The organism is Sphingobium sp. SA916, from assembly GCF_002894065.1.
In the GTDB taxonomy this organism is placed as follows: Bacteria; Pseudomonadota; Alphaproteobacteria; order Sphingomonadales; family Sphingomonadaceae; genus Sphingobium; species Sphingobium fuliginis.
The window spans coordinates 16031-40724 of record NZ_LXYF01000059.1; the positions used below are offsets into that span (position 1 = coordinate 16031).

A 24694-nucleotide genomic window follows, 5' to 3' on the forward strand; every position below is an offset into this window, starting at 1 on the left:
TCCGGTTCCGAACGATGAGAGAGATGTGGCCGAAGCCGACCCCTCCGCCAGCCTGACCCTGCCCAGCGACCGCTATTTCAACCGGGAACTGTCCTGGCTGGCCTTTAACCAGCGCGTGCTGGAGGAGGCGATGAACCGGGCGCATCCCCTGCTGGAGCGGTTGCGTTTCCTGTCGATTTCCGGCGCCAATCTGGACGAGTTCTTCTCCGTGCGCGTGGCGGGCCTGAAGGGGCAGCAGCTGCAGGATGTCGACATGCGCTCCGCCGACGGGCTGACCCCGGCGCAGCAACTGGCCGCCATCAGCGAGGAAACCGCCCGGCTGATGGGCGCGCAGCAGAAGGTGTGGGGGGCGCTGCACGGCGAACTGGCGCAGGTGGGGATAGAGGTGATCGGCCCGTCCACCGCGCTCGACCCCTCCTGCGAGAACTGGCTGCGCGATCATTTCCTGACGCAGGTCTTCCCGATCCTGACGCCGCAGGCGCTGGACCCGGCGCACCCCTTCCCCTTCATCCCCAATCAGGGGCTGTCGATCGTCTTCGACCTGGAGCGGCTGTCGGACAAGGAACCGATTCGCGAGCTGGTGATGATACCGTCCTCGCTCGCCCGCTTCGTGCGGATGCCGGGCGAAACGGCGCGCTATATGGCGCTGGAGGCGGTGATCCGGCGCTTTTCCGCCGACCTCTTTCCCGGATACCGGGTGCGCAACAGCGGCGTTTTCCGCATCATCCGCGACAGCGACATAGAGATAGAGGAAGAGGCGGAGGATCTGGTCCGCTATTTCCGCAGCGCCATCAAGCGCCGCCGCCGGGGCCGCGTGATCCGCATGGAGATAGAGGAACGCATTCCCGAGCCGGTCGAGGAGATGTTGCAGGACATGCTCCAGGGCCATGAGGCGATCATCGCGGAGGTGGAAGGGTTCGTCGGCATCGGCGACCTGTCCGGCGTCGTCGAGGAGGATCGGCCGGACCTGAAGTTCGAGCCCTATGCCCCCCGCTTCCCGGAACGCATCCGCGAATATGGCGGGGATTGCTTTGCCGCGATCCGGGCGAAGGACATCGTCGTCCACCATCCCTATGAAGCCTTCGACGTGGTGGTGTCCTTCCTGAAGCAGGCAGCGTCCGACCCCGATGTCGTGGCGATCAAGCAGACGCTGTACCGCGCGGGCAAGCAGTCCGCGATCATCCGCGCGCTGATCGACGCGGCGGAGGCGGGCAAGTCCGTGACCGCGGTGGTGGAGCTGAAAGCCCGTTTCGACGAGGAGCAGAACCTGATGTGGGCCGATGCGCTGGAGCGCGCGGGCGTGCAGGTGGTCTATGGCTTCATCGACTGGAAGACCCATGCGAAAGTGTCGATGGTCGTCCGGCGGGAGGGGGAGGCGTTCCGCACCTACTGCCATTTCGGCACCGGCAACTATCATCCGGTGACGGCGCGCATCTACACCGACCTCAGCTTCTTCACCGCCGATCCGGCCTATGGGCGCGATGCGGCGGCGCTGTTCAATTACATCACCGGCTATGTCGAGCCGCAGCGGCTGGAAAAGCTGGTGATGTCGCCCCGCGACCTGCGCAACCGCCTGTGCGACCTGATCGATGCGGAGATAGAGCATGTCCGCGCCGGGCGGCCGGGAACCATCTGGGCGAAGATGAATTCGCTGGTGGACCCGGCGATCATGGAAAAGCTCTATGCGGCGAGCAATGCAGGCGTGCAGATCGAACTCATCGTGCGGGGCATCTGCTGCCTCCGGCCGGGCGTGCCGGGCATGTCGGAAAATATCCGGGTGAAGTCGGTGGTCGGCCGCTTTCTTGAACATAGCCGGATCACCGTCTTCGGCAATGGCAAGGCGCTGCCCAATAATGGCGCGAAGGTGTTCATCAGTTCGGCCGACTGGATGCCGCGCAATTTCGACCGGCGCGTGGAGTTCCTGGCGCCGGTCGAAAATCCGACCGTGCACGACCAGATTCTGGACCAGGTGATGGTCGCCAACCTGATCGACACCGAACAGAGCTGGGTGCTGGACAGCGACGGCCATTACAGCCGCGTCGAGGCGGGCGACCGGCCGTTCAACCTGCACCGCTATTTCATGACCAACCCGTCCCTTTCGGGCCGTGGCGCCGCGCTGGATAGCGAAGCGGTGCCGACCCTGCGCCTGCGCGGGCGGGCCTGAACGGCATGAATTCCATGTTGAGCCAGGTCCGGGCGCTCGCCCCCGGCATGGCGACGTCCCCGCATCAGGCGAAGGCGCGCACGGCGATCATCGACATCGGTTCCAACAGCGTGCGGCTGGTCGTCTATGACGGGCCCCGCCGCATCCCCTTCATCCTCTTCAACGAAAAGGTGATGGCGGGATTGGGCGCGTCCCTGGGGAAGACGGGCCGGATCGAGGCGGAAGCCATGGACAGGGGGCTGCGCGCGATCGGCCGCTTCGCCCATCTCTGCCGCGAGATGGAGGTGCAGGAGGTGCGCTGCGTCGCCACCGCCGCGGTGCGGGACGCGGAAAATGGCGACGAGTTCATCCGGCGCGCCCGCGACATGGGGCTGGAGGTCGAGCTGCTGTCCGGCGGGCAGGAGGCGGTCGCCGCGGCCTATGGCGTGTTGTCGGGCATTCCGGGCGCGGACGGCATCGTCGGCGACCTGGGCGGCGGCAGCCTTGAGCTGGCCCGAATCCGCGACGGCGCCGTGCATGAAACGGTGTCCTTGCCGCTGGGCGTGCTGCGCCTGCCGCAAATCCGCGCCAAGGGGCCGGCCGTGCTGGAACGGATGGTCAGGAAGATGCTGGCCAAGGCGGGCTGGGACGCGCCTGCCGGCCTGCCCTTCTATCTGGTCGGCGGGTCGTGGCGCGCGCTGGCCCGGTTCGACATGGAATTGACCCAGTTCCCGCTTCCCGTCGTGCACCAATATGAAATGCCTGCCGCGCGGGCCGAACAATTGACGCGCATCGTGTCCCATGTCGGCAAGGCGCGGTTCAAGGATATTCCCCAGATCACCGGATCGCGCGTGCCGACCCTGCCGGATGCGGCGGCGCTGCTGTCGGTGATCGTGCGCCAGTTGAGGTCGAGCAGGCTGGTCGTGTCGGCCTATGGCCTGCGCGAGGGGCTGCTGTTCAGCGATCTGCCCCCGGATATTCAGGCACATGATCCGCTGCTGATCGCGGCGGAGGCCGAAGGCGAAGCGCAGGCGCGCTTTACCGGCCATGGCGACATGATCGAGCGCTGGATCGCGCCGCTGTTCCTGGAGGACGGCAGCGCGTGGCGGCGGATTCGCCGGGCGGCCTGCCTGTTGGCCGATGTCGGGTGGCGCGCCAATCCCGATTTCCGGTCGGACCGGGGCGTCGAGATCGCGCTGCACAGCAATTGGGTCGGCATCAACGCGGCCGAGCGAGCCATGCTGGCCCAGGCGCTGCACAGCAATTTTGGCGGCGGCCTGTCGACGCCGCCCGGCATCGAGCGGCTGGCCCCGCCCGAAGCGCTTCAGCGAGCGACCTTATGGGGTCTGGCGATCAGATTGGGGCAGCGGTTGTCCGGCGGCGTGGAGGGGCCTTTGCTCGCCTCCCGCCTGGAGATGGAGGGCAATGTGCTCGAACTGCGGCTGCGCAGCGTGGACACCGATCTGTTCGGAGAAGCGGTCGAGCGGCGGCAGCGGCAACTGGCTCAGGCCATGGGCGTGAAGTACCGGCTGGCCTGGTAGGGGCTGACTGAATGCGGTCAGGGAGCGGAGCTTCTGCTTTCCCTGAAGGAAGCCTGCTCCTGCGCAGGCAGGCCTGGTCCTCCCTTCCGTGCATCATCGCCGCCCGATCCGGGCGCCTGCTTTCGCATGAGCATGCTGTGCCTTCAGGAAAGCGTCGCAATCGTCCGCTTCCGACCAGCCGAGCCAGCCGACCGGCTCAGGCAAAGATCAGCCGGGCCTCTTCGCCGGTCTGCTGCAAGAACCCCATCGGGCCGCCGACCTCAACGCCCTGCGGCAAATCATCGGCAGTCATTCCGCACAGCGCAAGTCCGCTCTGACAGGCAAGCAGGATCACGCCCAAGCCCAATGCCTCTTCGATCACCATCGCCAGCGAAGGCAGCCCCGATGCCCGATGCGCTTCGTCGCAGGGCGCTTCCGGAGGCGCTCGCAGCAAGCTCACCGCGTCCAGTTGCAGGAACAGCGCCGCGCCGCCGCCCAGCGCCGCCTGAGCCGCCGCGATCACCAAGGCTCCGCGCAGCCGTTCCGCATCCGCCGTCGCGACGATGATCCTCAGCTCGCGCATAGTTCCACGGCGCAACCCTGGCAGGCGGGATCCTTCGGCACCGCCACGGTCCGAAACCGCATCGACAACAGATCGGCCAGCAGCAAGCGCCCCGCCATGTCATCGCCGAAGGGCACAAGCGCGCGGATCACCTCCAGCGCCGCCAGACTGCCGATCACCCCTGTCAGCGCCCCGATCACGCCGGTTTCGGAACAGTTCCGCTCCGGCGCGTCCTGCGGCGACCCGACCAGACAGCGATAGCAGGGCTTGCCCGCCTCCCAACCGCGATATGTGGCCAATTGCCCCTCGAACGGCCCGACCGCCGCCGACACCAGCGGAATCCGCAGCTTCTGCGTGCAGTCCGCCACCGCCAGCCGCGTCGCGAAACTGTCGCAGCCATCCAGCACCACATCGGCATCCCGCAGCATCAGCGCGGCATTGCCCGCGTCGATGCGGGCGTTGATGGGGATCAGCTTCACGTCCGGATTGAGCCGCGCGACCGCCGCCATCGCGCTTTCGGCCTTGGGCGCTCCGATCTCGTCAGTGCCGAACAGCACCTGCCGCTGCAGATTGGAGAGGGCGACCGCATCGTCATCGATCACCCGAATCGTGCCCACGCCCGCCGCGGCGAGATAGAGGATGGCCGGGCTGCCGATCCCGCCCGCCCCCACGACGGCCACATCCGCCGACAACAGCCGCGCCTGCCCCGCGCCGCCGATCTCCTTCAGCACGATATGGCGGGCATAGCGCTCAAGCTGATCGTCCGTGAGGGCCAAGGGCGTCATTGGGATCGAACCCCCGTCGATCCGAATCCCCCTGCGCCCCTGATCGTCTCGTCCAGTTCCTCGACTTCGGCAAAGCGCGCCATCTGCACCGGCGCGGCGACCAGTTGCGCGATCCGGTCGCCCCGCGCGATCACAAAGGGTTCTTCGCCCAGATTGATCAATATGACCTTCAGCTCGCCGCGATAATCGGCGTCAATCGTCCCCGGCGTATTGGGCAGGCTGATCCCATGTTTCAGCGCCAGGCCGGAACGCGGCCGCACCTGCACTTCATAGCCTTCGGGAATCGCCATGGCAAAGCCGGTCGCCACCGCATGCCGGCCGCCGGGCACAAGGATGATGTCCTCCGCCGACACGACGTCCATCCCCGCCGCATGCGCCGTGGCATAGGCCGGCGCCGGCAGGCCGGCGCCATGGGGCAGGCGCTTCAGGCGAATTTCAATGGGCGGGAGAGGAGAGGACATGGGCGACCTTTTCTATCAGGCGGGTGGCGACGGCGTCCTTGGGCAGATGGTCCCAGCTCTCGACGCCATCCTTCGAAACGATGTGCACGCTGTTGGAATCGCCGCCCATCACGCTTGAGCCGGGCGGCCCCGACACGTCATTCGCGACGATCCAGTCGGCGCCCTTGCGCGCCAGCTTCGCCTGCGCATGTTCAGCGATCTTCTGCGTCTCGGCGGCAAAGCCGACCAGCAGGGCGGGACGCTGCGCATGTTTGCCCAGCGTGGCGAGAATGTCCGGATTCTCGACCAGGGCCAAGGGCGCCGGCTTGCCCGATCCATCCTTCTTGAGCTTCTGATCGGCAGCGTCCGCCGTGCGCCAGTCGGCCACCGCCGCGACCATGATCGCCGCGTCGGCGGGCAGGGCCGCCTCCACCGCGGCCAGCATCTCCCGCGCGGTTTCCACATCGACGCGGGTCACGCCGGCCGGCGTCGGCAGGTATACCGGCCCCGCCACCAATGTCACCCGCGCGCCGGCCCGCGCCGCCGCCGCCGCTATGGCGAAGCCCTGCTTGCCGGAGGACCGGTTGGCGATGTAACGGACCGGGTCGATCGGCTCATGCGTCGGGCCGGCCGTCACCAGCACATGCCGTCCGGCGAGCGGCGCGTCGGCCGTTTCGAAGTCCGGCTGCCCGGCCAGCGGATCGGCGGCTAGCGGCCGGGCGAGCAGCCGCGCCACCTCCGCCGCGATCGCTTCCGGATCGGGCAGGCGGCCCTTGCCGAATTCCCCGCAGGCCATTTCACCACTGTCCGGCTCCATCACATGCACGCCATCGGCCTTGAGCTGTGCGACATTCCGCCGGGTCGCGGCATGGTGCCACATCCGAACGTTCATGGCGGGAACGGCGAGCACCGGCTTGTCGGTCGCCAACAGCAGCGTCGTCGCCAGATCGTCGGCAATGCCGCCCGCCATCTTGGCCAGGATGTTCGCCGTCGCCGGCGCGACCACGACCAGATCGGCCTGCCGCGAAAGCTGGATATGGCCGATCTCGCGCTCTTCCTTGAGGTCGAACATGTCGCCATAGACATGATCCTCGGTCAGCACGCCCAGCGACAGCGGCGTCACGAATTTCTCCGCGCTTTCCGTCAGCACCGCCCGCACCGCGATGCCGCGCCTGCGCAGCAGCCGCACCAGTTCCAGCGACTTATAGGCGGCGATGCCGCCCGAAACGATGAGAAGGATGCGCTTGGTCATGACAGGCCCATCATTTGGGCAAGCGGCGGGCCCTTGTCCAGCCATTCCCATCGTCCCCATGCGCAATCATCGAAGGGCGACGAAACGGCCCGGCCGGAACCGATCCGCCCCTTCATGCGATTATTCCAGGAGAGCGGCGCAACCGTATCGAAGGGGAATGCATGGCAAGAAGCCGGACCGTACCGAGCCAGATCGACCTCATCACCCGCTATCGCGAGGTCAGGGCGCTGAGCGAAGCGCTTGCCGCGCCGCTGTCCGATGCGGACGCGACGGTCCAGTCCATGCCCGACGCGTCCCCCGCCAAATGGCATCTGGCGCATGTAAGCTGGTTCTTCGAAACTTTCGTCCTGCGCGATCATGTGGCGGGCTATGTACCCTTCGATCCGCATTACGCCTATCTTTTCAACAGCTATTATGAGGCCGAAGGTCCACGGCATGCGCGGCCGATGCGGGGCATGCTGACACGGCCGACGCTGGAGGAAATCCGCGCCTATCGCGCCCAAGTCGACGAGGCGCTGACCACCGCCCTGCCGATGCTGATGCCCGATGTGCAGGCGCTGGTGCTGCTGGGCCTCCACCATGAGCAGCAGCATCAGGAACTGCTGCTGACCGACGTGCAGCATCTTCTGTCGCTCAATCCGCTGGAACCGGCGCTGTACGACGCGCCCAATGCGCTGCCTGCGCCCGTCCCCGGCCCTCTCCACTGGATCGAAGGCCGGCAGGGGCTGGTGGAGATCGGCGATGACGGCAAAAGCGATTTTGCCTTCGATTGCGAGACCCCCCGCCACAAGACGGTGCTCCACCCGCATGCCCTGGCGCACAGGCCGATAACCAATGGCGAATGGATCGCCTTCATCGAGGATGGGGGCTATGCCGACGCCGCCCACTGGCTGTCCGACGGCTGGGCATGGGTGCAGGCCGAGCGGGTCGAGGCGCCGCTATACTGGCGGCGGGGCGAGCAAGGCTGGACGCGCTTCGGTCTGGACGGGCGCAAGCCGGTCAATACCGCCGCGCCCGTCAGTCATATCAGTCTTTATGAAGCGGATGCCTATGCCCGATGGGCGGGGGCGCGCCTTCCCACCGAGGCCGAATGGGAAAGCGCCGCCCTCAATGTCGCGCCGACCAGCGGAAACCAGTTGGACGGTCCGGCCTGTCCCCGCCCCCGCGCGGCGGATGGCGGCTCCACGCTGACGCAGATGTTCGGCGATGTCTGGGAGTGGACGGGCAGCGCCTATCGCCCGCATCCCGGCTTCCGCGCGGCGGACGGCGCGGTGGGCGAATATAATGGCAAGTTCATGTCGGGGCAGTTCGTGCTGAAGGGCGGCAGTTGCGCCACGCCGCGCGGCCATATGCGGGCAAGCTACCGCAATTTCTTCTACCCCCATCAACGCTGGCAGTTCACCGGACTGCGGCTGGCAAAGGATCTTTGACGCGATGCTGCTGACCGAAGATGCCCCGCTGTCCCTACGCGCGCCTGACCCGGCCTTCCGGCGGGACATTATCGAGGGCCTGTCCCGCGAGCCCAAGGCGACCCCGCCCATCTGGTTCTACGACCGGCGCGGGTCGGAACTGTTCGAAGCGATCACGGACCTGCCGGAATATTATCCGACGCGCACGGAAACCGCCCTGCTGGAACGGCATGGCGCGGATTTCGCCGCCGCCATCGGCGCGGGGCAGGCGGTGGTGGAGTTCGGTGCAGGCAGTTCGCGCAAGACCCCGCATCTGCTGCGCGCCATCGATCCAGCCGCCTATGTGCCGATCGACATCAGCGGCGACTTTCTTCGCGCTTCGAGCGCTGAATTGGCGTCGGCCTTTCCGGGGCTGCCGGTCTTGCCGGTGGTGGGCGACTTCAACGGCGAACTGGCCTTGCCGGCGGCGATAGAGGGGCTGCCACGCCTCGGCTTTTTCCCCGGGTCGACCATCGGCAATATGGAACCCGATTCGGCGGTGGACCTGTTGCGGGCAATGCGGCGCCTGCTGGGTAAGGATGCGATGCTGCTGATCGGCATGGACCGGATCAAGGACCGTGACCGGCTGGTCGCCGCCTATGACGATGCCGCGGGGGTGACGGCTGCGTTCAACCTCAACCTGATTGCGCGCATCAATCGGGAACTGGAGGGCGACCTGCCGCTGGACGGCTTCCGCCATCGCGCCATCTGGAACGACGACAAGGCGCGGATCGAAATGCATCTGGAGGCGGTGCGGCCGCTTCACTTCCACGTCGCGGGCCAATGCTTCCGCATGGCCGCGGGCGAGACGATCCATACCGAAAGCAGCCACAAATATGGCGCACGCGACGAAAGGCTGCTGCTGCGCGCCGGGGGATGGGAGCCGGTGCGCGAATGGAGCGATGCGGACGAGCTGTTCTCGCTGATATTGGCAGAAGCCTAAGGGCGATTGCCAGGCGCGAAAAAAAGAAGCCAGGGCGGCGGCACGGCGAATCGACAGGAAATTCCGGCCTTCAGTCCGTCACTTTGGCCGACCATGTGGTGATCCAGTGCCAGGCGCCGCGGCATTCCCCCATCGCACTCGCCTCTACCAGGCGGAAGCGCGAACCGTCCCAGATATAGGTTTCACTACCCCCGCAATCGCCCAGGCCCCGGCCCTTGGCATAGCTTTGCAAGGTGGAGGTCTCCGGCGCCCAGCCTGCATTGACCAGCAGGGGATGGCCGGCCTCCTCGCTCCAGCCCGGCTGATAGTCGAAGCCGGCGAAGCGGAAGGTTCGGCGGCCGGGAATGCCGGTGGCGATCGCGGGGACGAATGTGAAATTATAGGCCCCGGCGCCGCAGGGCACCAGAACCAGCGTCTCGGTCTTCGACAGCCGGTGCAACTCGGGAGGAGAGGATGCGCCCCTCATCTCGTCGGCGCAACCCGTGAAGGTGCCGAGTGCCGTCAGTTCCTCCCGCCAGAGCGCGGGCGGCTGCGCGCCGCCGGGTACGGCAACGCGCCGGATCGTGGGGATGGCAGGCGCGGGACGCACGGCGCTGCGTGCAAGCGGTCCCGTCGCGACGAGGGCCGCCATGGTGCCCGCCCTGCCCTGCTTCGCATCCATATAGCGGAGCGCAGCGGTCAAGCCGGCGAGCGACGGACGGTCGATCGCCCTCGCGCCGGCGCGGATCTCCATGCGTCCGCCCTTCGCCATGGCAATGGCCAGTGCGGACGCCTGCGGCCCTTCCAGACTGGCTTCGCCGTCCACGCTCGCCACGCTGGCAAGCTTTCGCCCGTCGATCAGGAAGTCCAGCGCCTCCCGGCCCTTTGCGTCCCGGCTGACCCGGATTTCGGGATCGGCGTCGGCCCCCGCCCCTCGCGCGATCCCCAGCATGACCGGCGCATCGGGCCAGTCGCCGCCTTCTGGCAGCAGGGATACGGCCTCGCACCGGTTGCCGTTGTCGCAACCGATGGTCCAGTCCTTATAGCTTTCCAGCCTGCCCGGCTTCGGCGCTTGCGCCCTAGCCGGCGCCGCTGCCATCACCACCGACAGCATGGCCGTCAGTCCGAATATGCGTTTCGCCCCCATGCGTTAACCATAGCCGATCCTGCCAGCGACGGGTAGAACTTTCGTTATAGAATCGGAACGATCATCGCAGGCTGAGCATCAGGCCCGCCAGCGCCGCGCTCATCAGATTGGCGAGGCTGCCCGCCACCAGCGCCTTCAGCCCCAGCCGGGCGATCACCGGCCGCTGGTTGGGCGCGAGATTGCCGGTGACGGCCATCTGGATCGCGATCGAACTGAAATTGGCGAAGCCGCAGAGCGCGAAGGTGACGATGGCGACGGTCGCCGGCGACAGCGCGCCCTGCGCCTGGCCGAGATTGATATAGGCGACGAACTCGTTGAGCACGACCTTGGTGCCGAACAGCCCGCCCGCGATCTGCGCCTCATTCCAGGGAATGTTGAGCAGATACATGACCGGAGAGAAGAGATAGCCGAGCAGTTGCTGGAAGCTGAGGTCGGGATAGCCGAACCAGCCGCCGACGCCGCCGAGGATGCCGTTCGCCAGCGCCACCAGCGCCACGAAGGCCAGCACCATGGCGCCGACCGCGACGGCCAGCTTCACGCCGGTCTGCGCGCCCTGGGCTGCGGCCATGATGAGGTTGGCGGGCTTTTCCTCGTCATGGGTGGCGGGCGGCATCGGTTCGCCCGGCGTTCCCCCCGGCAGCAGCGCGGCGGGGCCGGTGTCGCCGATCCGGCTTTCGGGCAGGACGACTTCGGGATGATCGCCCAGGGGGAGTTCGGGCTCGCGCTCCGGCTCGTCGGGCATCATGATCTTCGCCATCAGCAGGCCGCCGGGCGCGGACATGAAGCTGGCCGCCAGCAGATAGTCGATCTTGATCCCCATCGAGGCGTAGGCGGCCAGGATCGTGCCCGCGACGCCCGCCATGCCGCTGGTCATGACGGCGAAAAGCTGCGGCGGGGTCAGGCCCGCCAGATAGGGGCGGATGACGAGCGGGCTCTCGCTCTGCCCCACGAAGATGTTGGCGGCGGCGCAGAGGCTTTCGACCTTGGACACGCCGGTCACCTTCTCGATCGCGCCGCCGACCCAGCGCACGATCTGCTGCATGATGCCCAGATGATAGAGGATCGACACCAGGCTGGCGAAGAAGATGATGACCGGCAGCGCGGCGATGGCGAAGCTCGCGCCGCCGATCTCCGGCCTAGCGAGCGGGCCGAAGATGAAGTCCGTTCCCGCCTGCGCATAGCCGAGCAAATTGGCGACGCCGTGCGACATGCCGGCGATCACGGCGCGCCCGGCGGGGACATAGAGCACCAGCAGCGCAATGCCCGCCTGCAACAGGAAAGCCGCGCCCACGACGCGCGGCCTGATGGCGCGGCGGTCGGAGGAAAGGGCGAAGGCAATGGCAAGGATCAGCGCGATACCGGCTAGGCCAATGAGAAGATGCATGAAAAGCTTTCGCGGGAAGAACGAACGGCGCGACCATAGAGACGCCGCAGCGGCGAGGCCAGTAGCTTTACGCCAGTAACTTTACGATGGTGCAAATGCGTTTGGGCGAGATGTTCGGGTGGAATCAGGACATTCCCCCTCCCGCAGGCGGGAGGGGGCTAGGGGGTGGGCTGGCGCGACATCAGCGCTGTTTTGCAACGGCTAAGTCAGAAGCTCGCTACGCTCGCGCCCACCCCTAACCCCTCCCGTTTACGGGAGGGGAATGTCCTGAATTGGCCATCGTCAGACTCCCGAAGCAAAAAGGGCCGGCGTCTCGCGACGCCGGCCCTTTTCTCATCCATCGAAATCCGGTCAGGCGGCAGCCTTGGCCCGCGACATGCGCTTGCGCTCGTTCGGGTCGAGATAGCGCTTGCGCAGGCGGATATTTTTGGGCGTCACCTCGACCATTTCATCATCGTCGATATAGGCGATGGCCTGTTCCAGCGTCATCTTCCAGGGCGGGGTCAGGCGGATGCTGTCGTCCTTGCCCGAAGCGCGGAAGTTGGTCAGCGCCTTCGACTTCATCGGGTTGACTTCCAGGTCTTCCGGCTTGGCGTTCTGGCCGATGATCATGCCTTCGTAGAGCGCCTCGCCCACCCCGACCATCAATATGCCGCGTTCTTCCAGCGGGCCAAGGGCATAGGCCACCGCCTCGCCCGCGCCGTTGGAGATCAGCACGCCATTCTTGCGGCCTTCGATATTGCCCTTGTGCGGGCCATATTTTTCGAACAGCCGGTTCATGATGCCGGTGCCGCGCGTGTCGGACAGGAACTCGCCATGATAGCCGATCAGGCCGCGCGAGGGCGCCGAGAAGGTGATGCGGGTCTTGCCGCCGCCCGAGGGGCGCATGTCGGTCATTTCCGCCTTGCGCTGGTTCATCTTGTCGACGACCGTGCTGGAGAATTCATCGTCCACGTCGATGACGACGGTTTCATAGGGCTCGGTCTTGTTGCCGTTCTCATCCTCGCCGAACAGCACGCGGGGGCGGGAGATGCCGAGTTCGAAGCCTTCGCGGCGCATCGTCTCGATCAGCACGCCAAGCTGGAGTTCACCGCGACCGGCAACTTCGAAGCTGTCCTTGTCGGCCGATTCGGTCACCTTGATCGCGACGTTGGATTCGGCTTCGCGCATCAGGCGGTCGCGGATCATGCGGCTCGTCACCTTGCTGCCTTCGCGGCCCGCCATGGGCGAATCGTTCACCGCAAAGCGCATCGACAGGGTCGGCGGATCGATCGGCTGGGCCTTGATCGCGGTGTTGATCGACGGATCGGCGATGGTGTTCGCCACGGTGGCGACGGTCAGGCCCGCAAGGCTGATGATGTCGCCCGCCTTCGCCTCTTCCACCGGCACGCGGTCCAGTCCACGGAAGGACAGGATCTTCGAGGCGCGGCCGGTTTCCAGCACATTGCCGTCGGCGTCGATGGCGTGGATCGGCTGGTTGACCTTCAGCGTGCCGGAATTGACGCGGCCGGTCAGGATGCGGCCCAGGAAGTTGTCGCGGTCGAGCAGCGTCACCAGGAAGCTGAACGGCGCATCTTCGTCCAGCGCCGGAGGCGGCACATGGTCGACGATCTTCTGGAACAGCGGCTCCAGCGTGCCCGAACGCAGCGAAGGGTCTTCATTGGCATAGCCGTTGCGGCCGGAGGCATAGAGAACCGGGAAGTCGAGCTGCTCGTCGGTGGCGTCCAGCGTCACGAACAGGTCGAACACCTCGTCCAGCACTTCCTGGATACGTTCGTCCGGGCGGTCGATCTTGTTGACGACGACGATGGGGCGAAGACCCAGAGCAAGGGCCTTGCCGGTCACGAACTTGGTCTGCGGCATCGCGCCTTCCGACGAATCGACCAGTAGGATCACGCCGTCGACCATGGACAGGATGCGCTCCACCTCGCCGCCGAAGTCGGCGTGGCCCGGCGTGTCGACGATGTTGATGCGGGTGCCGTTCCATTCGACCGAGGTGGGCTTCGCCAGGATGGTGATGCCGCGTTCCTTTTCCAGGTCGTTCGAATCCATCGCCCGTTCCTCGACGCGCTGGTTGTCGCGGAAGGTGCCGGACTGGCGGAAAAGCTGGTCGACGAGCGTGGTCTTGCCATGGTCGACGTGCGCGATGATCGCGATGTTACGCAGGGACATGCAACTGCCTTCGGGATTTAAGGTTTCCCGGCCGGCACCGCGCCTGCTCAGGACTATCGGGCGCGCCCCTACAGGAAATGACGCGCTGCGGCAAGGGCGGCGCGACGGCCAGCGGAAGCGTTCAGTGGTCCGACGCGGCGAAGGCGCCGATCCCCGTTTCCGCCCGCACCCGCTGCGCCGCATAGCCCGCCTTGTCCACCGCCGCGCGGGGCGAGCGGTCGAGCAACGAGATCAGCCAGATCGAGAGGAAGCCCGCCGGGACGGAGAAGATCGCCGCGGAACTGTAGGGGAAGGGCGCGGGGCCGAGGTTGAAGGTGGTCGTCCACACGGCGGGCGACAGCAGCGTCAGCACGAAGGCGGTCAGCAGGCCGATGGTCCCGCCCCATGCCGCGCCGCGGGTGGTGCACCCGCTCCAGAGCAGCGAGAGGATCAGCACCGGGAAATTGCCCGACGCCGCCAGCGCGAAGGCAAGGCTGACCATGAACGCCACATTCTGCTTCTCGAACACCAGCCCCAGCAGCACCGCCAGCGCGCCCAGCGCCAGCGTGGTCAACCGCGACACGCGCAGTTCGTCCGCCGAACCCGCCCGGCCATGTTTGAACACCGTGGCGTAGAGATCATGGCTGACCGCCGACGCCGCCGAGAGCGTCAGCCCCGCCACCACGGCGAGGATGGTCGCGAAGGCCACCGCCGAAATGAAGCCCAGAAAGGCATTGCCGCCGATCGCATGCGCCAGATGGATCGCCGCCATATTGCCGCCGCCGCGCAGCGCGCCCTCCCCGTCCAGATAGCCGGGCTCCGTTCCCACCAGCACGATCGCACCGAAGCCGATGATGAAGGTCAGGATGTAGAAATAGCCGATCCACCCGGTCGCCCAGAGCACCGACTTGCGCGCTTCCTTCGCATCCGGAACGGTGAAGAAGCGCATCAATATGTGCGGCAGGCCCGCCGTCCCCAGCATCAGCGCCAGGCCGAAGGAAATGGCCGAGACGGGGTCCTTGATGAAATTGCCCGGCGCCATGATGGACCGCCCCCGTTCCGCCGCTTCGGCCATGGTCGCCCCGCCGGACAGGGCGGCCTGGCGCTTCACCTCCACCGCGCGGGCGAACAGCGCTTCAAGGCTGAAGCCCATCTGCGCCAGCACCATCAGCGCCATGAAGCTGGCGCCGCCCAGCAGCAGCACCGCCTTGATGATCTGCACCCAGGTCGTCGCGCGCATGCCGCCGAACAGGACGTAGAGCATCATCAGCGCGCCGACGATCACCACCGCCACGGCATAGGGCAGGCCGAACAATAATTTGATGAGCTGCCCCGCCCCCACCATCTGCGCGATCAGGTAGAAGCTGACGACCAGCAGCGTGCTGACCGCCGCGAAGCTGCGCACCGGCGGCTGGGCGAAGCGGTAGGAGGCGACATCGGCAAAGGTGAAGCGCCCAAGATTGCGAAGCCGTTCCGCCATCAGGAACAGCAGGATCGGCCAGCCGACCAGAAATCCGGTGGAATAGATCAGACCGTCATAGCCGTCGTTGAAGATCTGCGCCGAAATGCCAAGGAAGGAGGCCGCCGACATATAGTCGCCTGCCATGGCGAGACCGTTCTGGAAACCGCTGATCCCGCCCCCCGCCGTATAGAAATCGGAAGCGGTACGGGTGCGCGCCGCCGCCGCCTTGGTGATCCAGAGCGTCAGCCCGACAAAGGCGACGAACATGAGGATCGCGACCCAGTTGACGGGCTGGCGCTGCGCCTCCCCCTCCAGCGCCGCCGCGAGCGCGGGGAGCGGGAGAAGCATGATGGAGGCGGTGGCAAGCGCGGCAAGCCAAGCCTTCATGCGACGCGATCCTGGAAGCCGTGGTCGATCAGGAGGGCCGCCATCCGGGCGTCATGGTGGCGGTTGGCATAGGCGACATAAACGCCGGTCAGCGCAATCGCGAGCAGGATGAGGCCAAGCCCGACCGGAATGCCGATCGACGTCACGCCCGGGCCGACGGGCATGCCCAGCAGCGCCTTGTCGAAGGCGATCAGCAACAGATAACCGACGAAAGCGAAGAAGATGATGGCGGACAACAGCCAGCCGATCTTCGCCCGACGCGCCACCAGCCGGGCATAGCGCGGATCGGCCGCCACGGCTGCGATCCTCTGTTCGTCCGGTCCGTCGCTCATGCGCCCTCCTTCGTCCTTTCGGCCATGCTAGCCGCGCGCCGGGCGATTGCAATGGCAAGGGCGGAGGCTTTATAGCTCGCATCATGGACTTGCGGGCCAACTGTTCTATGCACATATAACAGTTCGAACCGCCCCTGGCCCCTGGGAGATGACATGGCTTCGACCGCGCCGACCGCCACCGCCACGACCTCTGGCGACACGCTGAACCTGACGCCGCCCGATCCGGTGCCGCCGGTCGCGCCCGAAAAGGCCGCCGGGCTGGTGCCGCTGGATGACGAGAAACGGTCGAAGCTGGACGAGAAGGTCGATGCCTTCATCGACGATCTGGTCGCGCAGGACGCCAATTCGCCCGAATTCGGCCAGCGGGTCGACCAGCTCACCAATATGGGGCGAAAGGAAATCGCGGAGGCGGCCGGGCACAGCAACCGATTCCTCGACCGGCCGGTACGGGCGATGGACAGCGACAACAAGGTCGGCGTCGACCTGGCGGAGCTGCGCCGGACCATCGAGGATCTCGACCCCGGCAAGCGCGGCAGCCTGACCGCGCCGAAGAAGCTGTTCGGCCTCATCCCCTTCGGCAACCGGATGCGCGACTATTTCGACAGCTACAAAAGCGCGCAGAGCCATATCAATTCGATCCTGGGCTCCCTCGCCAGCGGCAAGGACGTGCTGATCAAGGACAATGCCGCGATCGATGTCGAGCGGCAGAATATGTGGCAGACGATGGGCCGTCTGGAGCAGATGATCCACATCAGCAAGACGCTCGACGCCCGGCTGGAAGCCAAGGCGCTGGAACTGGATTCGACCGACCCCGCGAAAGCCAAGGCGATCCGGGAGAGCGCGCTCTTCTACATCCGCCAGCGCACGCAGGACCTGCTGACGCAGATGGCGGTGACGGTGCAGGGCTATCTGGCGCTGGACCTCGTCAAGAAGAACAATGTCGAGCTGGTGAAGGGCGTCGACCGCGCCAGCACCACGACCGTCGCCGCGCTGCGCACCGCCGTCACCGTGGCGCAGGCGCTGGTCGGGCAGAAGCTGGTGCTGGAACAGATCACCGCGCTCAACACGACGACCGCGAACATGATCGATTCGACCGGCGAGATGCTGAAGAACCAGACGGCGCAGATTCACGAGCAGGCCGCATCCAGCACCATTCCCATCGAGACGCTGCAACGCGCCTTCCAGAATATCTACGACACGATGGACAATATCGACACGTTCAAGCTGAAGGCGCTGGAGAATATGAAGACGACGGTGAACACGCTGTCGAACGAGGTCGAGAAGTCCAAGGGCTATATCGCCCGCGCCGAAGGGCAGGCGCAGGCGGCAAGCCAGGCCCGTGCCGACAATCCGTTGCTGAGTTCCATCGAGGCGTGAGGGGATGAGCCGTTCCGACCGCGTGCTGGCCGATGCTGAGGCGGTTCTGCGCCGCCATAGCGAGCGCGGGCAAAGCCTGTCGGCGCGCGCCCGGCAGCGGCGCAACGCGGCGCTGATGCGGAAGGTCAAATATGCCTTCTGGGCGGTGACTGCGGTCCTGATCGGCAGCGCAGTGGCGGGTTTCGTGACCCCGCTGGGCACGACCGGGGTGATGATCGCGCTGGGGGCGATGCTGGCGGCCCTGCTGCTGGTCGCCATGCTTCCCGGCGAAAAAAGGGTGCGGACAGAGGCGCTGGCGGATACGGCGCTCACCGCCCTGCCCCTGCAAACCGAAATCTGGCTGGAGAATCAGCGCAAGGCCCTGCCCGCACCGGCCGTCACGCTGGTCGACAGCATCGGCGTCAAGCTGGAAACCTTGGCGCCGCAACTCGAACGGCTGGGCGATCAGGACCCGGCGGCGCAGGAAATCCGCAAATTGCTGGCCGATCACCTGCCCGAACTCGTCACCGGCTACCAATCCATTCCCGAGCCGCTTCGGCGGGAGGAGCGCAATGGGCGCGTTCCCGAACGGCAATTGATCGACGGACTGGGCGTGATCGACGCGGAAATCGCGCGGATGAGCGAAAATCTGGCGAGCGGCGACCTGGACAAGCTGGCGGTGCAGAACCGCTTCCTGGAACTCAAATATCAGGAAGCGAAGGAACTTGGGCAGGACTGACGTCTTCCTACAGTGATGATCCATTTGACGCTGATCATCGTCGATTTCCTCACCGGACTGCTGGCGGCCGGCGCCTGGGCGCTGGCGAGCGCGGGCGGAGCCATTGCGGCGCTTGTCGGCGGCGGACTGCTGGGCGCGTCGCTGTTCCGGAAATGGCGGCAAAAGGGCTGAAGGCAAGGGGTGTCAGACGCCTTCGATCAGCACATCCATGGCATGGCGGGTCAAAGGTTCGCTGAAACGTATGCCGAAGCGCTTGCCCTCGGCCCACATGACGCGACCGCTCGCCTGCACGCCCAATGCCTCGACCATGAGGTAGGTGCCGGTCGTCGGCGGCGTTTCGCAATGGGCCAGCGCGCCCGAGCTGGAAAGGTCCAGAAAATGGGCCCGCGCCGCCGTGCCGCCGAAACGCAGCGCAACCGGCCCGAACATCTTGTGGCGCGGGTCGAGCCGCCGCTGCCCCGCGGCACCAGTCAGGTCTGTCATATCCTGCCCTCTCCCCAAGGCATCAGGTCGTCCAATGGTCAACGCATCATAGAATCGCTGGCAGCGCATTAACCATAATCCGCGCCAAGAAAAGCCTCCCGGCGACAGGAAGGTCAGGACCGAAGGGCGCAGGGAACGATGGAGGAAGGTTCGGGCCGGGCTGCGATGCGCTTGAACCGGGCGAAATAGCCCCCGGCCGTCGGCTTCGGGATGAGTTCCTCCAGCCGGAACCCCATGGCGGCCAGTTCGCAGGCGAGCAGGCGCGGCGGCGTTCCATGCTGGTCGGTCGGGCGGTTGGCGTCGACCACGATCAGTTCGCCATCCGGCTTGAGCGCGGGACTCAAATGCCAGAGAAAGGCGTAGGGCTCCGCGATCTCATGGTACATATGCACCATGAGGATGCGGTCGAAGCTGTTTTCCGGCAGCTTCGGGTCCTCCGGCGCGCCCAGGCGGACGCTGACATTGCGCCAGTCTTCCCGGGTGATGCGCCGGGACAGGGCCTCGATCACTTCGGGCATGATGTCCTCCGCCAGGACCCGGCCGCTGTCGCCCACCCTCCTGGCGAGGCGTACCGTATAATAGCCTTCGCCCGCGCCGATGTCCGCGACCGTCATGCCGGTGCGGATGCCGGCCCGGTTCATGATGTCCTCCGCCTCGTTCACCCGGTCGCGCGCCTCCTCGCTGGACCAGCGGGTGGACACGATCGGCGCGACCGGGCGGTCGGCGCGCGGAAAGGCGCGAGCGCCTGCCGGGCGGTCGCCATTGCTGTCCGACGAAAACGGGCCGCAGCCCGCCAGCAGGAACAGGCATGCTGTCAGTGTTCCGGCCGCCAGCGCCGGAGCTTTCATCAGTCGACGTCCTCCACATCGACCTTCTCACCCGTCACCTTCTGGCTGAGCGCGGCGGCCATGAAGGGATCGAGCGCGCCGTCCAGCACATCGTCGGGCGAGGTGGAGGTGACGCCGGTGCGCAGATCCTTCACGAGCTGATAGGGCTGGAGCACATAGGAGCGGATCTGGTGGCCCCAGCCGATCTCCGTCTTGGCCTGATATTCGCCCGAGGCGGCTTCTTCGCGACGGCGCAGTTCCGCTTCGTAAAGGCGCGCCTTCAGCATGTTCATGGCCGTGGCGCGGTTCTTGTGCTGCGACCGGTCGTTCTGGCTGGCGACGATGATGCCTGAGGGAACGTGGGTGATGCGGACGGCGGAGTCGGTGGTGTTGACGTGCTGCCCGCCCGCTCCGGAGGCGCGATAAGTGTCGATCTTGAGGTCGCTTTCATTCACCTCGATCTCGATATTGTCGTCGATCACCGGATAGACCCAGACCGACGAGAAGCTGGTGTGGCGGCGCGCCGAACTGTCATAGGGGCTGATGCGCACCAGCCGATGCACGCCGCTTTCGGTCTTGGCATAGCCATAGGCATTCTCGCCCTTGAACAGGAAGGTGGCGGATTTGATGCCGGCCTGATCGCCCGCCTGATAGTCGACCAGTTCGACCTTGTAGCCGCGCCGTTCGGCCCAGCGGCGGTACATGCGGCTGAGCATTTCGGCCCAGTCCTGGCTTTCCGTGCCGCCCGCGCCCGCGTGGATTTCCAGATAGGTGTCGCTGACGTCGGCCTCGCCCGCCAGCAGCGCCTTGATCTTGTCCTCGTCCGCGCGGTCGGCCAGCGCCTTCAGCGACGCAATGGCTTCGGTCACCATATCCTCATCGCCTTCGGCATCGGCCATTTCGATGAGTTCGGCGGTGTCGGTCTTCTCGCTCTCGATCGCGCGGGTGGCGCCGATGGCGGCGTCGAGCCGGGTGCGTTCGCGCATCACTTCCTGGGCAAGCTTCTGATTGTCCCAGAGGGTCGGGTCCTCGACGCGGGCGTTCAGTTCGTCGAGGCGACGCAGGGCGCGGTCCCAGTCGAGGAAGCGGCGCAGCAGGTCCAGCGCGGCGTCGATGCGGTCGATATATTGCTGCGCTTCGGCGCGCATGGGAACTCTCCAGAATGTCGGGGCGCTTGGCCGTAGGATCGGCAAACGCATCAAGTGCCTGCCCCTATCCGAGGGCGGCGGATTTGGGAAGATTCAATCCTTGCCGGCGAATGCGCAAGGATCGGATGGAATCAGGCCGAATCCGCCGCTGTCGCAGCCCCGCCTGAAATCATCCCCGCCCATCACTCCGCCGCCATCGCATAGTTCGAGCGCGGCAGTTCATGCGCCAATGCATTCACCATGGCAGCCACCACCTGCTGCAAACGGGCAAGCCCCGGTCCCGGCTGGTCCAGCGAGACGTCCAGATAGAGGCTCCGGTCGCATTCCACCTGGATCGCATAACAGCCATGCGTCGGCCTGCCGTGGCGTTCGACCATATGGTCGCCCGCATAAGGATGATTTTGCGCGACGGCGATGCCGTGGGCGGCGGCGACATCCGCTGCCAGCGTCATCAGCCGAGCCGAGGCGCTGCGGCCGAATCGGTCCCCCAGCACGAGTCCGGGAGCAACCTGCCCCGCGGTGGGCGGGGGAAGCGGCGGCATGGAATGCAGGTCGATCAGGATCGCATGGCCATGGGCATCCCGCGCCGTCCGCATCAATCGTGCGAGCGTCGCATGATAGGGCCTGTGGAACAATTCGATCCGGCGTTCGACCTCCGCCCAGCCCAGCGAACGCTGCCATAGCTCATGCGCGCCCGGCAAGCGGCGCGGGATCAGGCCCAGCCCGCCCCGCAATTTGGCGCTGCTCTGCAGGGGGACGTCGCGCGGAATGCCGCTGACCATGCCTGCGTCGATCTCCCGCTCATGCCGGTTGAGGTCGATCGTCGCTCGCGGCACCCGCGCCACCAGCACCGGAACGCCCCGTTCGATCAGCGGATAGGCCAGCATGTCCGCCCAGCGATCCTCCAGCCTTTGCAGCACATCCCGCCGCACCCGCGCCTGTGCCAGCAATCCCTCGTCATAATCCCGCCCCGCATGCGGCACGGAAACGACCACCGGCCCGGCGGGGACGTCGGGTTCGTAAAGATCGTAGGCGGGCGTGGTTTCGGTCGGAACCGGCGGCGCGCTATGTCCCAAGCAAGATCCTTTCACAGGCCGCCGCCCAAAAATGGTTACTCGGCTGGATAATATTTACACCTTGTCGCATATATAGTCGCTTCACGCCATCCGCGAAGGGGGCGATCAGGGGTCGGCCGTCACAGGCCTGGGACGAGACGTACGGGGCAATGGTTCGAATTCTGCTGGCGGAAGATGATGAAAGCATGCGCGCCTATCTGGCCCGCGCGCTGGAACGTTCAGGATATGAAGTCGTCTCCGTCTCCACCGGAGCGCAGGCGGTGCCGCATATCGACAGCGACCGGTTCGACCTGCTGCTGACCGACATCGTCATGCCGGAAATGGACGGGATCGAACTGGCCCAGCATGCCGCCGCCGTGGCGCCCGACATGCGAATCATGTTCATCACCGGCTTTGCCGCCGTCACGCTGAAAGCGGGCAAGGCCGTGCCGCAGGCGAAGGTCCTGTCAAAGCCGTTTCACCTGCGCGACCTGGTGCTGGAGGTCGAGCGCATGTTCGGCACCGAAAGCCTGACCGGCCTCAGCTAGGCCGAGACAACCTCTTCCATATCGGGCGTCGGCGGCAGAGGCTGCCCGGCCATGGCGGCCGCGAACCGTTCCCGGTCCAGCCCCTTTTCCCAAACCGACACCACCACCGTCGCGACCGCATTGCCGATGAAATTGGTGAGGCTGCGGCATTCGCTCATGAAGCGGTCGACGCCCAGGATCAGCGTCATGCCCGCCACCGGCACCGAGGGCACGATGGAAAGCGTCGCTGCGAGCGTGATGAACCCCGCCCCCGTGACGCCCGCGGCCCCCTTGCTGGAAAGCATGGCGACCAGCAGCAGCAATATCTGCTCCTCCAGGCTCAGATGCACATTGGTCGCCTGCGCGATGAACAGCGCCGCCAGCGTCATGTAGATATTCGTGCCGTCCAGGTTGAAGCTGTAGCCGGTCGGCACCACCAGCCCGACCACCGACTTGCGGCACCCGGCGCGCTCCATCTTCTCGATCAGGCTCGGCAGCGCCGCTTCGGAGGAGGAGGTGCCGAGCACCAGCAGCAGTTCCGCCTTCAGGTAGCGGATCAGATGCAGGATGTTGAACCCGGCGAGCCGCGCCACCACGCCCAGCACCACCAGCACGAACAATATCGATGTCAGATAGAAGGTCGCCACCAGCCCGGCCAGATTGGCGAGCGCCCCCACCCCATATTTTCCGATGGTGAAGGCCATCGCGCCGAAAGCGCCCAGCGGCGCCGCCTTCATCAGGAAGGACACCAGCTTGAAGATCGCATGGCTGGCCGATTCGAGCACCGTCATCAGCGGATCGGCCCTTTCCCCGATCATGGTGAGCGCGATGCCGAACAGGATGGCGACGAACAACACCTGCAGGATATTATGTCCATCCGCCACGGCGGAGACCAGCGTGCCGGGTATGATGTCCAGCAGGAACCCCGTGAGGGTCCGGTCATGCGCCTGCTGCTGATATTGCGCGACCTTCCCGGCATCCAGCGTCGCCGGGTCGATATTGAGGCCTGCCCCGGGATGGACGACATTGGCGACGATCAACCCGACGATCAGCGCCAGGGTGGAAAAGGTCAGGAAATAGGCGAAGGCCTTGGCCGCGACACGGCCGATCGCGCCGAGCTCCTTCATCCCCGCCACGCCGGTCACGATGGTGAGGAAGATGACGGGCGCGATGATCATCTTGACCAGCTTGATGAAGGCTTCCCCCAGGGGTTGTAGCGCGACGCCGGTTTCGGGAAAGAAATGCCCGATCCCAACGCCAAGGGCGATGGCGATCAGCACCTGAACATAAAGCTGGCGGTAGAATGGCAGGCGGGCGATGGGCTGATCAGACGGCGTGGGCGATGGCAGCATGGCGTTTGGCGTCCCCTTTTCGCACCGCAACATATGACCTGCCGGGCTGCTGTCCAGAAGAATAGCGGCAAGGCTCAATTTCCCGCTTGCGCTCCCTTACACCCCCGGCTATTGGCCCACTCCACCGTGGGCGTGTAGCTCAGTGGTAGAGCACTGTGTTGACATCGCAGGGGTCGCAAGTTCAATCCTTGCCACGCCCACCATCGAAAACCCCGCCAAATCAACGGTTTGGCGGGGTTTTTGTTTGCCTGCCGCAAGCCGTAGAGCCTGGCCTTGCCCATCAATTTTTGGGCAAATTCTGGGCAAATCCGGGTCTCTTTGGGCAAATTCTGAGCATGCAAATGCCGGGCGATGGGAGCGAAATCCCGAGTCGCGCACACCGCCGAAATTATCTTGGACTGCAAGCGATTCGCTTAGCTCGGGCTCCAAAAGGGTCGATCCCGCAGCCGCGCAGGAAGCGTATAAACGCTGCTCGCCCATCACGGCCGTTGCCTGCCGACGCATCCGTGCACTGCCACGAAGCCGGGCACCTCCATGGAATGGATGATCACCTTGCTGTCGCTTGGCATGCTGTACCAGTTCAGCATGCGCTCGTACCAATCAGGACGACAGCATGCCCCAGACCTTCATAAAAGCTAACGCGCCTCACGCTGAAGCATTTGGAGCGAAACTCCCGGCGCAAGCGCGCGATCAGATGCAACAGGAAGATAAGATGCTCTCCATTCGAACCCGTGGGAAGAACGGCATTTATTATATCCGAGGTACCGTCACGCTTGGCGACAAGCACATCGACGTCAAGGAGTTCAGTTCAGGAACGAGTGACCGCGATGCTGCATCGCACCTGATGGCAGAACATGAGACGAAGCTGCGGCACCGGCTGATGTTCGGTCCGGCCGCGATCGTGGCGCAAGGCAAAATAGCCGACGCTTTTGAAAGCTACCTGACGAAAGCAAAGCCCCCCTGCCCGTCCGACATCCTGCGCATCGGCAAGCTCAATGGCCTGATCGGAGACTTCAGCCTGCGCGAGCCCAAGCAGGCCTGGGAGCATTTTCGCCGCGCTTATCTGACCGGCCATGACCCGGCGGGCCAGGATCGCTATCGCGCCGTGTTCCAGGCCGCGATCAACGTCCATCACGACCTGCACGACCTTCCGCCCCTGCGCATCAAGGCGATCCCGTTCGACAATGAACGGGTGCGCTTTCTCAGCAAGGAAGACCGCGACCGGCTGATCGAGGCCTACTCACCGCACATACAGCCGATCATCACCCTGCT

Annotated in this window: 22 protein-coding genes, 1 tRNA gene and 1 pseudogene; 10 read left to right on the forward strand and 14 right to left on the reverse strand. The window is 65.6% G+C overall.

Annotated features, from left to right (window positions below; genetic code table 11):
* Positions 1 to 25 precede the first annotated feature (25 nt).
* On the forward strand, positions 26 to 2164 hold the full coding sequence (locus tag A8G00_RS18050; RefSeq protein ID WP_025548671.1) for an RNA degradosome polyphosphate kinase: 2139 nt from the start codon (positions 26 to 28) through the stop codon (positions 2162 to 2164).
* A gap of 5 nt (positions 2165 to 2169) precedes the next feature.
* Complete coding sequence (locus A8G00_RS18055; RefSeq protein WP_048577209.1) at positions 2170 to 3684, forward strand: Ppx/GppA family phosphatase; 1515 nt, start codon at positions 2170 to 2172, stop codon at positions 3682 to 3684.
* Between the two features lie 196 nt (positions 3685 to 3880).
* Here A8G00_RS18055 and A8G00_RS18060 read toward each other — a convergent pair whose 3' ends face one another.
* From A8G00_RS18060 to coaBC, 4 genes are read right to left on the reverse strand one after another with little or no spacing between them, the layout of a single operon-like run.
* Entirely contained in the window at positions 3881 to 4246 is a 366-nt protein-coding gene (locus A8G00_RS18060) for a DsrE family protein (protein WP_044660207.1), read from the reverse strand.
* The gene (locus A8G00_RS18065; RefSeq protein WP_082166207.1) at positions 4234 to 5010 is read right to left on the reverse strand and encodes a HesA/MoeB/ThiF family protein; all 777 of its coding nucleotides are present in this window, start codon (positions 5008 to 5010) and stop codon (positions 4234 to 4236) included. Before A8G00_RS18065 ends, A8G00_RS18060 begins: the two co-directional genes overlap by 13 nt.
* The gene (gene dut, locus A8G00_RS18070) at positions 5007 to 5471 is read right to left on the reverse strand and encodes a dUTP diphosphatase (protein ID WP_025548678.1); all 465 of its coding nucleotides are present in this window, start codon (positions 5469 to 5471) and stop codon (positions 5007 to 5009) included. The genes A8G00_RS18065 and dut overlap by 4 nt, the downstream gene beginning before the upstream one ends.
* Positions 5446 to 6702, reverse strand: a complete 1257-nt coding sequence (gene coaBC, locus A8G00_RS18075) for a bifunctional phosphopantothenoylcysteine decarboxylase/phosphopantothenate--cysteine ligase CoaBC (protein ID WP_025548679.1) — start codon at positions 6700 to 6702, stop codon at positions 5446 to 5448. The genes dut and coaBC overlap by 26 nt, the downstream gene beginning before the upstream one ends.
* A gap of 161 nt (positions 6703 to 6863) precedes the next feature.
* Here coaBC and egtB point away from each other — a divergent pair, with 161 nt between their 5' ends.
* Together egtB and egtD are read left to right on the forward strand one after the other, a co-directional pair.
* Positions 6864 to 8132, forward strand: coding sequence for an ergothioneine biosynthesis protein EgtB (egtB, locus tag A8G00_RS18080; protein ID WP_044660209.1), 1269 nt, complete (start codon positions 6864 to 6866; stop codon positions 8130 to 8132).
* A gap of 4 nt (positions 8133 to 8136) precedes the next feature.
* A complete protein-coding gene (gene egtD / locus A8G00_RS18085; RefSeq protein ID WP_103001329.1) occupies positions 8137 to 9093 on the forward strand; it encodes an L-histidine N(alpha)-methyltransferase in 957 nt (318 codons plus the stop codon).
* A gap of 70 nt (positions 9094 to 9163) precedes the next feature.
* Here the strand turns inward: egtD and A8G00_RS18090 are convergent, their stop codons facing one another.
* The 5 genes from A8G00_RS18090 to A8G00_RS18110 all read right to left on the reverse strand — a co-directional run bounded on the left by A8G00_RS18090 (position 9164) and on the right by A8G00_RS18110 (position 15935).
* Positions 9164 to 10219: a DUF1176 domain-containing protein gene (locus A8G00_RS18090; protein WP_103001330.1), complete on the reverse strand. Its 1056-nt coding sequence runs from the start codon at positions 10217 to 10219 to the stop codon at positions 9164 to 9166.
* Between the two features lie 61 nt (positions 10220 to 10280).
* Complete coding sequence (locus A8G00_RS18095; RefSeq protein WP_103001331.1) at positions 10281 to 11603, reverse strand: NupC/NupG family nucleoside CNT transporter; 1323 nt, start codon at positions 11601 to 11603, stop codon at positions 10281 to 10283.
* Positions 11604 to 11954: 351 nt separating this feature from the next.
* On the reverse strand, positions 11955 to 13775 hold the full coding sequence (gene typA, locus A8G00_RS18100; RefSeq protein ID WP_025551654.1) for a translational GTPase TypA: 1821 nt from the start codon (positions 13773 to 13775) through the stop codon (positions 11955 to 11957).
* 121 nt (positions 13776 to 13896) lie between these two features.
* Complete coding sequence (locus A8G00_RS18105; protein ID WP_103001332.1) at positions 13897 to 15603, reverse strand: cation acetate symporter; 1707 nt, start codon at positions 15601 to 15603, stop codon at positions 13897 to 13899.
* Positions 15600 to 15935 carry a DUF485 domain-containing protein gene (locus tag A8G00_RS18110; RefSeq protein WP_025551652.1) on the reverse strand — a complete coding sequence of 112 codons (336 nt, stop codon included), beginning with the start codon at positions 15933 to 15935 and terminating at the stop codon, positions 15600 to 15602. Before A8G00_RS18110 ends, A8G00_RS18105 begins: the two co-directional genes overlap by 4 nt.
* A 153-nt stretch (positions 15936 to 16088) precedes the next feature.
* Here A8G00_RS18110 and A8G00_RS18115 point away from each other — a divergent pair, with 153 nt between their 5' ends.
* The 3 genes from A8G00_RS18115 to A8G00_RS25280 are packed head-to-tail and all read left to right on the forward strand — an operon-like array spanning position 16089 to position 18201.
* The gene (locus A8G00_RS18115; protein ID WP_025551650.1) at positions 16089 to 17312 is read left to right on the forward strand and encodes a toxic anion resistance protein; all 1224 of its coding nucleotides are present in this window, start codon (positions 16089 to 16091) and stop codon (positions 17310 to 17312) included.
* 4 nt (positions 17313 to 17316) lie between these two features.
* Positions 17317 to 18030 carry a hypothetical protein gene (locus A8G00_RS18120; RefSeq protein WP_025551648.1) on the forward strand — a complete coding sequence of 238 codons (714 nt, stop codon included), beginning with the start codon at positions 17317 to 17319 and terminating at the stop codon, positions 18028 to 18030.
* A 15-nt stretch (positions 18031 to 18045) separates the two neighbouring features.
* Complete coding sequence (locus tag A8G00_RS25280) at positions 18046 to 18201, forward strand: hypothetical protein (RefSeq protein ID WP_165363307.1); 156 nt, start codon at positions 18046 to 18048, stop codon at positions 18199 to 18201.
* Positions 18202 to 18213: 12 nt separating this feature from the next.
* Here the strand turns inward: A8G00_RS25280 and A8G00_RS18125 are convergent, their stop codons facing one another.
* The 4 genes from A8G00_RS18125 to A8G00_RS18140 form a co-directional block, all read right to left on the reverse strand.
* Complete coding sequence (locus tag A8G00_RS18125) at positions 18214 to 18513, reverse strand: PilZ domain-containing protein (protein ID WP_025551646.1); 300 nt, start codon at positions 18511 to 18513, stop codon at positions 18214 to 18216.
* Positions 18514 to 18626: 113 nt separating this feature from the next.
* Positions 18627 to 19361 carry a class I SAM-dependent methyltransferase gene (locus A8G00_RS18130; RefSeq protein ID WP_025551644.1) on the reverse strand — a complete coding sequence of 245 codons (735 nt, stop codon included), beginning with the start codon at positions 19359 to 19361 and terminating at the stop codon, positions 18627 to 18629.
* Complete coding sequence (gene prfB / locus A8G00_RS18135) at positions 19361 to 20488, reverse strand: peptide chain release factor 2 (RefSeq protein ID WP_103001333.1); 1128 nt, start codon at positions 20486 to 20488, stop codon at positions 19361 to 19363. The genes A8G00_RS18130 and prfB overlap by 1 nt, the downstream gene beginning before the upstream one ends.
* Positions 20489 to 20670: 182 nt before the next feature.
* Positions 20671 to 21564: an N-formylglutamate amidohydrolase gene (locus tag A8G00_RS18140; protein ID WP_044660217.1), complete on the reverse strand. Its 894-nt coding sequence runs from the start codon at positions 21562 to 21564 to the stop codon at positions 20671 to 20673.
* A 149-nt stretch (positions 21565 to 21713) separates the two neighbouring features.
* Here A8G00_RS18140 and cpdR point away from each other — a divergent pair, with 149 nt between their 5' ends.
* Positions 21714 to 22091, forward strand: coding sequence for a cell cycle two-component system response regulator CpdR (cpdR, locus tag A8G00_RS18145; protein WP_025551641.1), 378 nt, complete (start codon positions 21714 to 21716; stop codon positions 22089 to 22091).
* Here cpdR and A8G00_RS18150 read toward each other — a convergent pair.
* Complete coding sequence (locus A8G00_RS18150; RefSeq protein WP_044660218.1) at positions 22088 to 23422, reverse strand: dicarboxylate/amino acid:cation symporter; 1335 nt, start codon at positions 23420 to 23422, stop codon at positions 22088 to 22090. The genes cpdR and A8G00_RS18150 overlap by 4 nt on opposite strands.
* Before the next feature lie 128 nt (positions 23423 to 23550).
* Here A8G00_RS18150 and A8G00_RS18155 point away from each other — a divergent pair.
* A tRNA-Val gene (locus A8G00_RS18155) sits at positions 23551 to 23625 on the forward strand.
* A 509-nt stretch (positions 23626 to 24134) separates the two neighbouring features.
* Positions 24135 to 24694: pseudogene (locus tag A8G00_RS18160) on the forward strand (site-specific integrase); the annotation flags it as partial.

Bases quoted from the DNA above. Each gene is read 5' to 3' on its own strand.
- A8G00_RS18055 (WP_048577209.1), top strand. From the start codon at position 2,170: ATGAATTCCATGTTGAGCCAGGTCCGGGCGCTCGCCCCCGGCATGGCG.
- A8G00_RS18060 (WP_044660207.1), bottom strand. From the start codon at position 4,246: ATGCGCGAGCTGAGGATCATCGTCGCGACGGCGGATGCGGAACGGCTG.
- A8G00_RS18065 (WP_082166207.1), bottom strand. From the start codon at position 5,010: ATGACGCCCTTGGCCCTCACGGACGATCAGCTTGAGCGCTATGCCCGC.
- dut (WP_025548678.1), bottom strand. From the start codon at position 5,471: ATGTCCTCTCCTCTCCCGCCCATTGAAATTCGCCTGAAGCGCCTGCCC.
- coaBC (WP_025548679.1), bottom strand. From the start codon at position 6,702: ATGACCAAGCGCATCCTTCTCATCGTTTCGGGCGGCATCGCCGCCTAT.
- egtB (WP_044660209.1), top strand. From the start codon at position 6,864: ATGGCAAGAAGCCGGACCGTACCGAGCCAGATCGACCTCATCACCCGC.
- egtD (WP_103001329.1), top strand. From the start codon at position 8,137: ATGCTGCTGACCGAAGATGCCCCGCTGTCCCTACGCGCGCCTGACCCG.
- A8G00_RS18090 (WP_103001330.1), bottom strand. From the start codon at position 10,219: ATGGGGGCGAAACGCATATTCGGACTGACGGCCATGCTGTCGGTGGTG.
- A8G00_RS18095 (WP_103001331.1), bottom strand. From the start codon at position 11,603: ATGCATCTTCTCATTGGCCTAGCCGGTATCGCGCTGATCCTTGCCATT.
- typA (WP_025551654.1), bottom strand. From the start codon at position 13,775: ATGTCCCTGCGTAACATCGCGATCATCGCGCACGTCGACCATGGCAAG.
- A8G00_RS18105 (WP_103001332.1), bottom strand. From the start codon at position 15,603: ATGAAGGCTTGGCTTGCCGCGCTTGCCACCGCCTCCATCATGCTTCTC.
- A8G00_RS18110 (WP_025551652.1), bottom strand. From the start codon at position 15,935: ATGAGCGACGGACCGGACGAACAGAGGATCGCAGCCGTGGCGGCCGAT.
- A8G00_RS18115 (WP_025551650.1), top strand. From the start codon at position 16,089: ATGGCTTCGACCGCGCCGACCGCCACCGCCACGACCTCTGGCGACACG.
- A8G00_RS18120 (WP_025551648.1), top strand. From the start codon at position 17,317: ATGAGCCGTTCCGACCGCGTGCTGGCCGATGCTGAGGCGGTTCTGCGC.
- A8G00_RS25280 (WP_165363307.1), top strand. From the start codon at position 18,046: ATGATCCATTTGACGCTGATCATCGTCGATTTCCTCACCGGACTGCTG.
- A8G00_RS18125 (WP_025551646.1), bottom strand. From the start codon at position 18,513: ATGACAGACCTGACTGGTGCCGCGGGGCAGCGGCGGCTCGACCCGCGC.
- A8G00_RS18130 (WP_025551644.1), bottom strand. From the start codon at position 19,361: ATGAAAGCTCCGGCGCTGGCGGCCGGAACACTGACAGCATGCCTGTTC.
- prfB (WP_103001333.1), bottom strand. From the start codon at position 20,488: ATGCGCGCCGAAGCGCAGCAATATATCGACCGCATCGACGCCGCGCTG.
- cpdR (WP_025551641.1), top strand. From the start codon at position 21,714: ATGGTTCGAATTCTGCTGGCGGAAGATGATGAAAGCATGCGCGCCTAT.
- A8G00_RS18150 (WP_044660218.1), bottom strand. From the start codon at position 23,422: ATGCTGCCATCGCCCACGCCGTCTGATCAGCCCATCGCCCGCCTGCCA.